General features: G+C 67.1%; 11 protein-coding genes. All 11 read left to right on the top strand.

Going from position 1 to position 13,599, the window contains the following annotated elements; translation table 11 throughout:
- The first annotated feature begins 32 nt into the window (after positions 1–32).
- The 11 genes from ACX40Y_RS00330 (at position 33) to ACX40Y_RS00280 (ending at position 13,524) form a co-directional block, all read left to right on the top strand.
- Positions 33–923, top strand: coding sequence for a hydrogen peroxide-inducible genes activator (locus ACX40Y_RS00330; protein ID WP_459117537.1), 891 nt, complete (start codon positions 33–35; stop codon positions 921–923).
- A gap of 90 nt (positions 924–1,013) precedes the next feature.
- Positions 1,014–2,702, top strand: coding sequence for an ABC transporter transmembrane domain-containing protein (locus ACX40Y_RS00325; RefSeq protein WP_459117536.1), 1,689 nt, complete (start codon positions 1,014–1,016; stop codon positions 2,700–2,702).
- Positions 2,686–3,762, top strand: coding sequence for an efflux RND transporter periplasmic adaptor subunit (locus ACX40Y_RS00320; RefSeq protein WP_459117535.1), 1,077 nt, complete (start codon positions 2,686–2,688; stop codon positions 3,760–3,762). Before ACX40Y_RS00325 ends, ACX40Y_RS00320 begins: the two co-directional genes overlap by 17 nt.
- Positions 3,759–5,150, top strand: coding sequence for a TolC family protein (locus ACX40Y_RS00315; protein ID WP_459117534.1), 1,392 nt, complete (start codon positions 3,759–3,761; stop codon positions 5,148–5,150). Before ACX40Y_RS00320 ends, ACX40Y_RS00315 begins: the two co-directional genes overlap by 4 nt.
- Before the next feature lie 130 nt (positions 5,151–5,280).
- Positions 5,281–5,514 carry a hypothetical protein gene (locus ACX40Y_RS00310; protein WP_459117533.1) on the top strand — a complete coding sequence of 78 codons (234 nt, stop codon included), beginning with the start codon at positions 5,281–5,283 and terminating at the stop codon, positions 5,512–5,514.
- 164 nt (positions 5,515–5,678) lie between these two features.
- Positions 5,679–5,768, top strand: coding sequence for a K(+)-transporting ATPase subunit F (gene kdpF, locus ACX40Y_RS00305; protein ID WP_459117532.1), 90 nt, complete (start codon positions 5,679–5,681; stop codon positions 5,766–5,768).
- 12 nt (positions 5,769–5,780) lie between these two features.
- Complete coding sequence (kdpA, locus tag ACX40Y_RS00300) at positions 5,781–7,484, top strand: potassium-transporting ATPase subunit KdpA (RefSeq protein WP_459117531.1); 1,704 nt, start codon at positions 5,781–5,783, stop codon at positions 7,482–7,484.
- A gap of 29 nt (positions 7,485–7,513) precedes the next feature.
- Positions 7,514–9,523 carry a potassium-transporting ATPase subunit KdpB gene (gene kdpB, locus ACX40Y_RS00295; protein ID WP_459118371.1) on the top strand — a complete coding sequence of 670 codons (2,010 nt, stop codon included), beginning with the start codon at positions 7,514–7,516 and terminating at the stop codon, positions 9,521–9,523.
- Positions 9,524–9,535: 12 nt separating this feature from the next.
- Positions 9,536–10,117 carry a potassium-transporting ATPase subunit KdpC gene (gene kdpC, locus ACX40Y_RS00290; RefSeq protein WP_459117530.1) on the top strand — a complete coding sequence of 194 codons (582 nt, stop codon included), beginning with the start codon at positions 9,536–9,538 and terminating at the stop codon, positions 10,115–10,117.
- A 45-nt stretch (positions 10,118–10,162) separates the two neighbouring features.
- Positions 10,163–12,844 (top strand): DUF4118 domain-containing protein, encoded by a 2,682-nt coding sequence (locus tag ACX40Y_RS00285; RefSeq protein WP_459117529.1) that lies wholly within the window; start codon positions 10,163–10,165, stop codon positions 12,842–12,844.
- Positions 12,841–13,524, top strand: a complete 684-nt coding sequence (locus ACX40Y_RS00280; RefSeq protein WP_459117528.1) for a response regulator — start codon at positions 12,841–12,843, stop codon at positions 13,522–13,524. The genes ACX40Y_RS00285 and ACX40Y_RS00280 overlap by 4 nt, the downstream gene beginning before the upstream one ends.
- Positions 13,525–13,599: the final 75 nt, after the last annotated feature.

Genomic DNA, 13,599 nt, shown 5'->3' with positions numbered 1-13,599 from the left:
ACCGATGTTCCCCAAAGCCAGTCAGGCGGCTCATGCAATTGACTCTTCGCCAGCTTCGTTATCTCGTCGCGCTGGCCGATCATGGCAGCTTTACGCGCGGAGCCGCCGCCGTCGGCGTGTCGCAGCCCTCCTTCTCGCAGCAGATCCAGCAGGTCGAGACGGTGCTAGGCGGGCGCGTGGTCGAACGCGGCGGCAAGGCGATATTGACGCCGCTCGGTCGCGACGCGGTGGCGGCCGCACGGCGCGTGCTGGCGGAGGTCGCCGCGTTCGACGCGCTGGCCGATCGTCGTGGCGACGCGCTTACCGGTACGATCCGGCTCGGCGTATCGCCGACGCTGGGGCCATATCTTTTGCCGCCGCTGGTCGCGCGGCTCCATGCCGGCAGCCCGAGCCTGCGCGTCCATGTTCGCGAAGGGCTGCCGAGTGCGCTGGTCGAGGAACTGGCGGACGGCGCGCATGACGTGATCCTCGTTCAGCTTCCCGTCGACGACGCGCGCTTTCATGTCGAGCGGCTGTTTCGCGATCCACTCGCCGTGGCGATGGCGGCGGACGATCCGCTGCGCAACCGCGAGGCGATCACCACCGCCGATCTCGCCGGGCGGGGGCTGCTGACGCTCCAGCCGCAATACCGGATGAGCGACCAGATCGTCGCGCTGGCCGAAGCTGCCGGTGCGCATGTGCTGCGCGATTATGAAGGCACCAGCCTTGATGCGATCCGCCAGATGGCGGGCATGGGGATGGGGCTGGCGCTGTTGCCCGAGCTTTACGTGCGACAGGAAGTGCGGGGCGACGACGTGATCGTCCGCCCCTTTGCCGGCGGGCGGCAGTATCGCGAGGTTGGCTTGGTCTGGCGGACCGGCGCCGGACGGGCGAACGCCTTTCTCACGCTCGCCGGGCAATTGCGCGAACTCGCAGCTTTATAGGACATTCCTATCTATACTATAGTGGCGCTGCGGTTGCGGCGATGTGGTGCCGTGCGCATCTCGCGTACCTCGGCTTGAGAGGTGACGATAATGGCGGATACCCGCCCGGGGCTCCGGGCTTTGCGATCGTGGATTGCGCTTGTGCTCGCGCCCGATGCCGGGTTCGTGCGGCTGGCGATCATCTATGGCGTGGCGATTTCGCTGCTGTCGCTCGCAACGCCGATTTCGGTGCAGCTGCTGATCAACTCGGTGGCGAACACAGCGCTGCCGACGCCGCTCTTCACCCTGGCCGCGATCCTGTTCGTACTGCTGCTGATCGCGGGCGTGCTCGCGGTGTTCCGCATCCATCTGATGGATATGTTCGAGCGGCGGCTGTTCGCCCGTATCGTCGCGGAGATTACGCTGCGCGCGGTCCACGCCCAGAACCCGTTCTTCGCCGATGCGCGGCGCGGCGACCTGTTCAACCGATTCTTCGACATGATGACGGTGCAGAAGGCGATGCCGAGCCTGCTCGTCGGCGGCTTCACCATCGTCCTTCAGGGCGCGGTCGGCCTGATCGTCACCTCTTTCTACCACCCCTTCTTCCTCGCCTTCAACGGCGTGCTGGTGCTCACGCTGTTCCTGATCTGGCAGCTGGGTGCATCGGGCGCGATCCGCACCGCGGTGGCGCGCAGCCACGTCAAGCATGGCGTGGCCCAATGGCTCGAAAGCGTCGGCGGGTCGAACGGCTTCTACAAGTCGAGCAGGCACCTCGATTACGCGATGGACCGATCGGAGGCGATGACCGCCGACTATGTCGCAACCCATGCCCGCCACTTCCGCTACACGCTGGCGCAAACGGTGGGTCTGTTGCTCACCTATGCGCTGGCCAGCGCGACGCTGCTCGCGCTGGGCGGCTGGCTGATCATCCAGGGCCAGCTGTCGATCGGCCAGCTTGTCGCGGCCGAGCTGATCCTGTCGGGCGTGTTCTACGGCATCGCCCAGTTCGGCCCCTATCTGGAAGCCTTTTACGAACTTGCCGCCGGGCTGGAGGAACTGTCGCTGTTCTGGGCGATCCCGCAGGAGACGATGCAGCGCACCGGCGAAGGCCCCACCGACGGGGCGATCCGGCTTCAGGGCGTCGAATTTGACGGCCACCGCTTCGACTTCGCGGTTGCGAGCGGGGAGCAACTCGCGGTCGTTGCCGCCCCCGGCGTCGATCGCGCGCTGACCCTGCTGCTCAAGCGGCATGAGCAGCCCGCGCGCGGCCTGGTGCTGATCGGCGGCAGCGATATCGGCGGGTTCGACATGTACCGCGTGCGCGCCGAAATCATGGTGTTCGACCGGCCGAGCTTCGTCGACATGTCGATCCGCGACTATCTGCGCCTCGCGGCGTCGGGTGAACTGGGCAATATGGTGACTGCGCTCGAAACGGTGGGTCTGGCCGAACGCGTAGGTGGCCTGCCCGGCGGGCTCGACACGATCGTATCGAGCTCGGGCTGGCCGCTATCGGTTGGCGAATTGATGGCGCTGAAGCTCGCGGCGGCGCTGCTCGCCCGGCCGCGCGTATTGGTACTGTCGGCGCTCTATGACCTGTTGCCGCCCGATCGTGTCGACGCCGCGCTCGCCGTGCTGCGCGAGAACGGGGTGACGGTGCTGCAATTCACCCGCCGGCCGCAGGGGCTGGCGCGCGATGGCCGGCTGTGGCTCGGCGGTACCGAGCAGCGGCGGTGCGCCGACGAGGCCGAACTGCTTGCACTGGCGCGCGGCGAGGGAGGTTCCAATGCCCTTCCGGCCTGAACATATCGCGCATTTCCGTACGCTCGACCGGCTTCGCCCGCCGCGCACGACACGCGTGCTGGCCTGGATGCTGGCCATCGCTATCGCCATCGTCGCGGTGATCCTATTCACCGTGCCCTGGGTGCAGACCGCCGCCGGCACCGGCCAGGTGGTAGCGCTTAATCCCGACGAGCGCGTGCAGACCGTGACCGCGCTCGTCCCGGGGCGGGTCGAAACCTGGTATGTCAATGACGGCGATCTGGTGAAGCGCGGCGAACCGATCGCCCGGATTGTCGATAATGATCCCGATCTGCTCGCGCGGCTTGCAGCCGAACGTGCGCAGGTGGCGGCCGAGATCGTCGCGGCCGAAAACGCCCTGTCGGTGGCGCAGATCGATGTCGGCCGTTCACGGCAATTGCTTGCCGAAGGGCTGGCGGCGCGGCGCGACTATGAAGCCGCGCAGATCAAGGTCGCCGATCACCGTGCCAAGCTGGCGGAGGTGCGTGCGAAACTGTCGCGGGTCGACGTCGCGCTGAACCGCCAGTCGGCGCAAACCGTGGTCGCCCCGCGCGACGGCCGTATCCAGTCGCTGAACATGGCGGCGGCAGGGACGCTGGTGAGTGCGGGCGCGCAGCTTGCGACGATCGCGCCCGAAGCATCGGTACGCGTCGTCGAGCTGATGGTCGATGGTCGCGATGTCGCCCTGATCCGGCCCGGCCAGCGCGTGCGGCTCGAGTTCGAGGGCTGGCCGGCAATCCAGTTCAGCGGCTGGCCGTCGATCGCGCAGGGCATGTTCGACGGGCGCGTCCGCTCGGCCGATCCTTCGGCGCAGGCAACCGGCCTGTTCCGCGTGCTCGTCGAGCCGATGCCCGGCAAGCCGGCCTGGCCTGACACCAATTTCGTCCGGCTCGGCGCCAAGGTGCGCGGCTGGGTGCAGATGGAGACGGTGACGGTGGGCTACGAACTGTGGCGCCAGCTCAACGACTTCCCGCTCGAGTTCCGCCGGCCGGGCAGCGAAACGACCAAGGGTCCGAGCGCCAGCGCTTCTTCCACGGCCACGTCTGCGGAGAAGGCGAAGTGATCCGCTGGCTGGTGGGGCTTGTCGCGCTGTTCCTGCCGGTGGCGGCAACCGCGCAGGTGCTGTCGCTCGACGAGGTGCTTCGCGCCTCCGCCACGCACGCGCCGGCGATCCTGGAGGCGATGACGCGCGAGGCCCAGGCGCAGGGGCGGCGCCTGTCGGCGGACGGCGCTTTCGACCTCGTGTTCGAGGGCGACGCCCAGTCGCGGCTGCTCGGCTATTATGACGGCACGGTCGTCGAGGGGAAGGTGAGCCGCCCCCTCGAGACCAATGGCGGGAACCTCTATGGCGGATACCGCCTCAGCCGCGGCAATTTTCCGGTCTATGAGGACAAGGCGTTCACCAATCGGCTGGGCGAGGTGAAGGTGGGTGCGGTCTTCTCGCTGATGCGCGACCGGCTGATCGACGAGCGCCGGGCGAAGCGCGGCATTGCCGACGGCGATATTACGCTGGCCCGGCTGGACCGCGAAATGGTGGCGATCGGCATTCAGCGCCGCGCCGTCGATGCCTACCAGACCTGGGTCGTCGCAGGTCTGCGGGTCGGCGTCTATCGCAACCTTCTGTCGCTGGCGACGGCGCGCCAGTCCTCGATCGAGCGTCAGGTCACCCTCGGCGCGCGGCCTGACATCCTGGCCACCGAGAACCGCCAGAACATCGTCCGTCGCCAGACGCTGCTGGTCCGCGCCGAGCAGGAACTGGCGAGCGCGGCCAACGCGCTGTCCTTCTTCCTGCGTGACGAGAATGGCGAACCGGTGGTCCCGTCCAGCGATCGGCTGCCCGACGAATTTCCCAATCTGCGCCTGCCGCCGCTGACCCCCGATCTCGCCCGCCAGATCAAGCGCCCCGACCTTGAAGCGATCATGGTTCGGCTTGGCCAGACCGAGGCAAAGCGCCAGCTCGCCGAGAATGATCTGCTCCCGCGCCTCGATCTTCGTGCGGAGGCGGCGAAGGATGTCGGCCCGGTGGGTCTGGGCGGCAGCTCTCGGACGCCGGCCGAGGGGATTATCGGCTTACGCTTTTCGCTGCCGCTCGAACGGCGCTCGGCACGCGGCCGCATTGCCGAAGCGCGCGCGGAAGCGACCGGACTGGCGCTCAGGCGCAAGCTGATCGAGGATCAGATCCTGGTCGAGGTCAACGGCATCGCCATTCAGGTCGAGGCAGCCGACCAGCTGATGCAACTGGCCGGGGACGAGGCCGCACTTGCCGAACGCATGGCCGAGGCCGAGCGGCGCAGGTTCCAGCTTGGCGCCAGCGACTTCCTGGTCGTCAACCTTCGCGAGGAGTCGGCGGCGGATGCGAGATTGCGGAGGCTGGATGCCGAGTATCGCCGGTCGGCCGCCCGCGCCGAACTGATCGCCGCGACGGTTGATCGCGAACAGCTGGGGCTTTGACCCGGGGAGCCTGCCGGTCAGGCGGGCAGCCGGATTTTATGCGTTCTTTATGCCGCGGCGTGACTCCGCCGTGGAAGCTTTACGGCCGGTTCCGCCACATCCTTTGTGATGTCGAGCGGAAGGAAACACGATGCATCGATCGCGCAAGCGGCGCTTCGGCCAGGCGGCGGCCGTCGGGCTGCGCCTGACCGGGGTCGGACTGTTGGCGCTCGCCATCGCCGGCTTCTGGTGGCTCCACCGCATGGCCCAATCCGGCATCACGCCGCCCGCGCTGACGATCGCCGCACTTGCCGCTGCCGCCTGCACCTCCGGCAGCGCGCTGCTGGCAGAGGGCGCAGGGCTGTTTCAGCCACCATCCGCCTAGCCGCGCCACCGATCCCTGGCGCCGATGGCGCCCACGCGCGGCGGCCCCGTTCGTTTCTGGAGATTGTTCGATGACCGACCTGCTTTGGCTGGGCGTGCTGGGCGGGCTGGTCCTGCTCACGCTCGCCTATGTCCGCCTCTGCGACGAAGCGTGAGGGCGCGATCGTGACGCCTTCGCTGCTGCTCGCCGGCCTCACAGGTGTGGGGCTCCTCATCTATCTCGTGGCCGTGCTCGTCCGGCCCGAACGTTTTTGATCGGATCGCATGATGACCGTTCAGGGATGGGCGCTGATCCTCGCCTTCACCGCCATCATCGTCGCGCTGGCGCCGCCGATGGGCGCCTGGCTCTACGCCGTTTATGAAGGGCGCCGCACACCCCTTCACCTTGTGCTGGGGCCGATCGAACGCGGCTTCTATCGCCTCGCCGGAGTCGATCCGGCGGTGGATCAGGGCTGGCGGCGCTATGCGCTGCATCTGCTGTGCTTCCAGGTGGCGACGCTGCTGTTCACCTATCTGGTGCTGCGCTTCCAGAATCTGTTGCCGCTCAACCCGCGTGGACTTCCCGGACTGTCGCCGGATGGGGCGCTGAACGTCGCGATCAGCTTCACGACCAACACCAACTGGCAATGGTATTCAGGCGAGGCGACGCTTTCGAACCTCAGCCAGATGCTGGGGCTGACGATCCACAATTTCCTCTCGGCCGCCACCGGCATCGCGGTCGCGTTTGCGCTGATCCGGGGATTTGCACGCCGCGACGCCAGCGGGATCGGCAATTTCTGGGCCGATCTCACGCGCGTGGTGCTCTATGTGCTGCTGCCCGCCTGCCTGCTCTATGCGATCTTCCTGATCGCCAACGGCGTGCCGCAGACCTTTGCGTCGATGGTGAATGTCACCACGCTCGAAGGCGCGCGCCAGTCGATCGCGCTTGGCCCGGTCGCCTCGCAGGAGGCGATCAAGATGCTCGGCACCAATGGCGGGGGCTTCTTCAACGCCAATTCGGCGCATCCGTTCGAGAACCCGAACGCGCTGACCAACTTCGTCGAAATGCTCTCGATCTTCGCGATCGGCGCCGGGCTACCGCTGGTGTTCGGACGGGCGACGGGCAATGCCCGCCAGGGCCGGACGATCTTGGCCGCGATGCTGCTGCTGTTCCTTGCGGGCACATCGATCGCCTATTGGCAGGAAGCGGCAGGCAATCCCGTGCTGCACCAGCTGGGTGTCGCCGGCGGCAACATGGAGGGCAAGGAAGTTCGCTTCGGCATCGCGGCGTCGGCGCTGTTCGCGACCGTCACCACCGATGCGTCGTGCGGCGCGGTCAATGCGATGCACGACAGCTTCACCGCGCTGGGCGGCATGATCCCGCTGTTCAATATGCAGCTGGGCGAGGTGATTGTCGGCGGCGTGGGGGCCGGGCTCTACGGCTTCCTGCTGTTCGCGGTCCTGGCGGTGTTCGTCGCCGGCTTGATGGTCGGCCGCACACCGGAATATGCCGGCAAGAAGATCGAGGCGCGCGAAGTGAAGTTCGCGGTGCTGGCGATCGGGGTGCTGCCGCTGTGCATCCTCGGCTTCACCGCGCTTGCCGCCGTGCTGCCGCAGGGGCTGGCCGGTCCGCTGAACCGCGGTCCGCATGGCTTCAGCGAGATCCTCTATGCGTTCACCTCGGCTGCGGCCAACAACGGTTCCGCCTTTGCCGGGCTCGGCGCCGCTACGCCCTTTTACAACGGCCTGCTCGGCGCCGCGATGTGGCTCGGCCGCTTCTTCGTGATCGTGCCTGCGCTTGCCATCGCCGGCAGCCTCGCGGCGAAGCGCCATCATCCCGAATCGGTCGGATCGTTCCCAACCACGGGCGCGCTGTGGGTCAGCCTGTTGATCGGGATCATCCTGATCGTCGGCGGACTCACCTTCCTGCCCGCGCTCGCGCTCGGCCCCGTCGCCGATCATCTCGCGATGATCCACGGCCAGCTCTTCTGACAGGTGCCATGACAATGACCACCCACCGCATGTTCTCGCCCGAGCTGATCGGACCCGCCGTTCGCGACGCCTTCCGCAAGCTCGCACCCCGCATGCTGATCCGCAATCCGGTGCTGTTCGTCACCGCGATCGTCGCGCTGCTGCTGACGATATTGCTGCCGATCGGCGGCGACGCGCTACCCGTCGGCTTTCAGATCCAGCTGATCGTCTGGCTATGGCTGACAGTCCTGTTCGGCACCTTTGCCGAGGCGTTGGCCGAGGGGCGGGGCCGGGCACAGGCATCGTCGCTTCGCGCGACCAAGGCCGATCTCGTCGCCAAGCGGGTGCGATCCGGCGGCGGCATCGATATCGTGCCTGCCGCACAGCTGGCGCATGGTGCGATCGTGCTCGTCGAGACCGGCGACCTGATTCCGGCGGACGGCGACGTGATCGAGGGTGTCGCCTCGGTCAACGAAGCTGCGATCACCGGCGAAAGCGCGCCGGTGATCCGCGAGGCGGGCGGCGACCGTTCGGCGGTGACGGCGGGTACGCGCGTCATTTCCGACCAGATCAAGGTGCGCGTCACCCAGCAGCCGGGGCAGGGCTTTCTCGATCGCATGATCGCGCTGGTCGAAGGCGCGGCGCGGCAGAAGACGCCGAACGAGATCGCGCTTACGATCCTGCTCGTCGGTCTCACGATCATTTTCCTGATCGCGGTGATGACGGTGCCGTCCTTCGCCCGTTATGCTGGCGGCGCGGTGCCGGTCGCGATCCTTGCGGCGCTGTTCATCACGCTGATCCCGACGACGATCGCAGCGCTGCTCTCCGCGATTGGCATTGCGGGGATGGATCGGCTGGTGCGCTTCAACGTGCTTGCCAAGTCGGGCCGTGCGGTCGAGGCGGCGGGTGACATCGACGTGCTGCTGCTCGACAAGACCGGCACGATCACCATCGGCGATCGCCAGGCCAGCGAATTCCGTCCCGTCGCCGGCGTGCAGGCCGCCGATCTCGCCGAAGCCGCGCTGCTCGCCAGCCTGGCCGACGAAACGCCCGAGGGTCGATCGATCGTCGTGCTGGCGCGCGAGCGGTTCGCGGTAGCGCATAGCCGGCTGCCCGACGATGCCGAGGTGATTCCCTTCACTGCCCAGACGCGGGTGTCTGGTGTGCGGACCGGGCAATTGCTGATCCAGAAGGGGGCAGTCGATTCGGTTCTGTCCGCGACGCCGGAGGCGGCATCGGGCGCCGCCGCCACCGAACTGCGCCGGATGACGGGCGAGATCGCCCGCGCCGGAATGACGCCGCTGGCGGTGACGCGCAACGGCCAGATCCTGGGGGCCATCGCGCTGAAGGACGTGATCAAGGCAGGGGTACGCGAACGTTTTGCCGAGCTGAGGCGGATGGGCATCCGCACCGTGATGATCACCGGCGACAATCCGCTCACCGCTGCGGCGATCGCGGCGGAAGCCGGTGTCGACGATTTCCTCGCCCAGGCGACGCCGGAGGACAAACTGGAGCTGATCCGTCGCGAGCAGCAGGGCGGCCGCCTGGTCGCGATGTGCGGCGACGGCACCAACGACGCACCCGCGCTGGCTCAGGCCGATGTCGGCGTGGCGATGAATACCGGTACGCAGGCCGCGCGCGAGGCGGGCAACATGGTCGATCTCGACAGCGATCCCACCAAGCTGATCGAGATCGTCGGCATCGGCAAGCAACTGCTGATGACGCGCGGCGCGCTGACCACCTTTTCCGTGTCGAACGACGTGGCCAAATATTTCGCGATCATCCCGGCGATGTTCGCCATCCTCTATCCGGGGCTGGGCGCGCTGAACGTCATGGGGCTGGCGAGCCCGCGGTCGGCGATCCTCTCGGCGATCATCTTCAACGCGCTGATCATCCCGCTGCTGGTCCCGCTCGCGCTGAAGGGGGTCCGTTACCGCGCAATAGGCGCCGGGCCGCTGCTGGCGCGCAACCTCGCCATTTATGGCCTGGGCGGCCTGATCGCGCCGTTCGTCGGCATCAAGCTGATCGATCTCGTCGTTTCCGCACTCAACCTCGCCTGAGGAACCCGACCTATGTTCAAGGATCTCGCAACTGCCCTTCGTCCGGCGCTGGTGCTGACATTGCTGTTCGCGCTGCTGCTCGGCATCGCTTATCCAGCGGCGGTGACCGGCATCGGCCAACAGGCGTTTCCGCACCAGGCCAATGGCAGCCTGATCGTCGAGAACGGCCGGACCATCGGCTCCGCGCTGATCGGCCAGGGCTTTTCCAGCCCGCGCTATTTCCACCCGCGCCCGTCCGCTGCCGGGGCGGCGGGCTATGATGCGATGGCCTCGAGCGGCTCGAACCTCGCGCCCACAAGCAAAGCGCTGGCCGATCGCATTCGGCATGATCTCGCCACCCTTTCGTACACACCAGGAACATCGGTTCCCGCCGATCTGGTGACCACCTCCGCCTCGGGGCTCGATCCCGATATCAGCCCCGAGGCGGCCTTTTCCCAGGTGAGCCGTGTCGCCACAGCGCGTGGAGTAGAGTCGCGCGATATCCAGGCGCTTGTCGCCAGCCACGTCGATCGCCCGCTGATGGGCTTTATCGGGGAACCGCGGGTCAATGTTCTGGCACTCAACCTTGCCCTCGATCGCATGTCGCCGCGTTGATCCGCCCCGCGACGGGGGCCGCCGGGCCGGCTATAGAGGGGCATGATGACGCCCCTTGAACCTGAATTGCGGCCCTCGCCGGACGCACTGCTGCGTGTGGCCGAGCGCGAGGGGCACGGCCGGCTCAAGCTGTTTCTCGGCGCGGCTCCCGGCGTCGGCAAGACCTACGAAATGCTCGGCGACGCCGCCGTCCGTCGCAAGGCGGGCGTCGACGTCGTTATCGGTGTCGTCGAAACGCATGGCCGCGCCGACACTGAGGCACTGGCACGCGGACTGGAAACGGTCCCCCGCCTGGCCATCGACTATCACGGTCGCGTCTTGACGGAGATGGATATCGACGCCGTCCTCGCCCGGCGACCGCAGCTCGTGCTGGTTGACGAACTCGCGCACACCAACGCGCCCGGCTCGCGACACGACAAGCGCTATCAGGATATCGAGGAACTGCTCGCCGCGGGAATCGACGTTTATTCGACGGTGAACATCCAGCATCTCGAAAGCCTGAACGACATCGTCGCATCGTTCACGCGCGTGCGGGTGCGCGAAACGGTGCCCGATCGCGTGCTCGAAAATGCCGAAATCCAGGTTGTCGATATTCCGCCAGACGAGCTGATCGAACGGCTGAAGGAGGGCAAGGTCTATGTCCCCGAAGAAGCGTCGCGCGCGCTTGCCCATTTCTTTTCCAAGTCGAACCTCTCGGCGCTGCGCGAACTGGCACTGCGGCGCGCCGCGCAGGCGGTGGACGCGCAGATGCTCGATTACATGCGCGCCCATGCGCTGGCGGGCAACTGGGCGGCGGGTGAGCGGATCGTCGTCGCGGTCAGCGAACTGCCCGGCGCGGCCGAGCTGGTTCGTGCGGCCAAACGAATCGCCGATTCGCTGCGAGCGCCCTGGACGGCGGTGCATATCGAAACGCCGCGTACCCAGAGCATCGACGCGCCGGCGAAGGGGCGGCTGAGCGAGACGCTGCATCTGGCCAGCCAGCTTGGCGGGCAGGTGGCGTCGGTCCCGGCCGAGTCGGTCGTCGCCGGCCTCCAGCGCTTTTCTGCGGAAGCGCATGCAACCCAGCTCGTCGTCGGGAAATCGGCGCGCTCGCGCTGGTTCGAATTGCGCCACGGCTCGGTGGTCGACCGGCTTGTGCGCGAAACACCGGGCATTGCCGTCCATGTTTTGCCGGTCACATCGACGCCCGGTTCGCCCGGGGGGGCGCCGGATCGGCGGAAGGCCCCGTTGGGTTGGTGGGGCGCACCGGCCGGCTATCTGCTGGCGGCTGCGCTCATCGCCGCCATCACATTGTTCGGCACGACGCTTATTGCGCTTGGCAACGTCACCAACATCGGCCTGCTCTATCTGATTCCGGTGATGGCGGCGGCGACGCGATACGGCATGCGGACGGGGATCATCACCGGGGGCGTCTCGGCGCTTACCTATAACTTCTTCTTCATCCCGCCGCGTTTCACCTTCACGATTCAGGATCCGCAGAACATCCTGACCGTGCTGGTGCTGATCGGTGTGGCGATCGTGAGCAGCCATCTGGCCTCGCGCGTGCGTGTGCAGGCCGATCTGGCCCAGCGAAGCGCGCGGCAGAACGCATCGCTCGCCGGTTTCGCGCGGTTGCTGACTGGCGTCCGCACGCACGAGGAACTGGGCCAGACGCTATGCGCCGAAGTGTCCCGGCTGTTCGAGGCACACACGGTGCTGTTGCTGCCGGGCGATGAGGGCCTGGCGGTCCGCGCGGCCTTTCCGCCTGAGGACAGGCTTGAGGCGATCGAGCAGGCGGCGTCGCAGTGGGCGTTCGATCATAACCAGCCCGCCGGGCGCGGATCGGATACGCTGACCGCTTCCGAATGGCTGTTTCATCCGCTGTCGGCGGGCGGGCGCCCCTTTGCGGTGTTCGGCTTGGCGCGCCCCGATGCGGGTACGCCGGTTCGGCCGGATCAACTGCCGCTGCTGCTCAGCCTTCTCGACCAGGCGGCGCTGGCGCTTGAGCGGATCGCGCTGGAAGGTGACATGGCGGGCATCACCCAGCTCAAGGAACGCGATCGGCTGCGCGCCGCATTGCTCTCGTCGGTCAGCCACGATCTGCGCACGCCGCTGACCACCATTCTCGGCACGCTTGCGGCCATCGAGCCCGGGGACGACGCCCAGTCGAGCCAGATCGCCGTCGCCCGTGCCGAGGCCGAACGTCTAAACCGGTTCGTTGCGAACCTGCTCGACATGGCCCGGATCGAGGCGGGTGCGCTGCGGCTGTTGGTCGAGCCCGTCGATCTCGCCGAGGCGATCGCCGCCGCCGTCCACGATCTGCGGCGGCTGCTCGACGGTCGGCCGATCCAGCTCGATGTCTCCCCAGAACTGCCCTTTGTCAGCGTCGATGCGCAGCTGTTCCACCATTGCCTGATCAACCTGCTCGAAAATGCCGGCAAATATGGCAGCGACGGCACGCCGATCCGGGTGGTTGCCCGCCGGCTGCCCGACGGGCTCACCCTGTCGGTGATGGACGAGGGCCTCGGCCTGCCCGAAGGCGAGGAGACCCGTGTGTTCGAGACCTTCACTCGGCTCGAAGGATCGGATCGCAAGGGCGGTACCGGCCTTGGCCTCGCGATCGTCAAGGGGTTCGTCGAGGCCATGGGACTGTCCGTCAGCGCCGCGAACCGCGCCGATGTTTCAGGCGCTTGCTTCACCATGCACGTGCCCGATGCACGGCTCATTAAGGCTTCGTCGTCATCATGAATCCGCCTGCCAAGTTGCTTGTCGTCGATGACGAGGTTCCGATCCGCAGGCTGCTCGGCGCCGGGCTTGAACGCGCGGGGTATCGCCGGATCGAGGCGGGCACCGCGCGCGAGGCGCTCTCGCTGCTTCAGATCGAAAAGCCCGACGGTGTGTTGCTCGATCTCGGCCTTCCTGATCGCGACGGGCTCGAACTGGTGCCGCTGATCCGGAAAGCGGGCTGCGCGCTCGTCGTCATTTCCGCGCGTGACGACACCGAACAGAAAGTGGCGGCGCTCGATCTCGGCGCCGACGATTATGTGACCAAGCCGTTCGATACCGAAGAGGTGCTGGCGCGGGTGCGGACGGCGCTGCGCCACCGGCTCCGCCGCGACGCCGACGTGCCGATCGTCCGATTCGGCGAGGTGGAGATTGATCTCGATGCGCGCATCGTCCGCAAGGCGGGCGCAGAGGTTCACCTGACGCCCCGCGAATATGGCTTTCTGACCGAACTCGCCAAGCATCCGGGCCGTGTCATCACCCATTCGCAGCTGTTGCGGGCGGTGTGGGGCGCCGGACACGAACAGGATGTGGAATATCTTCGCGTTGCCGCCCGCGCGGTGCGCCGCAAGCTCGAGGATGATCCGGCAAATCCCTCGGCGATCCGAAACGATCCTGGCATCGGTTATCGGCTGGTGATCTGACCCACGTTTGTACGCTGTGTCGTCGCAATCCCGTGGACATTACCGGGGAAGCGTTCACCCTCCTCGTAGTCGTGA

Source organism: Sphingomonas sp. RS6, from assembly GCF_054489705.1.
This window is presented reverse-complemented; position numbering and strand designations above follow the sequence as displayed.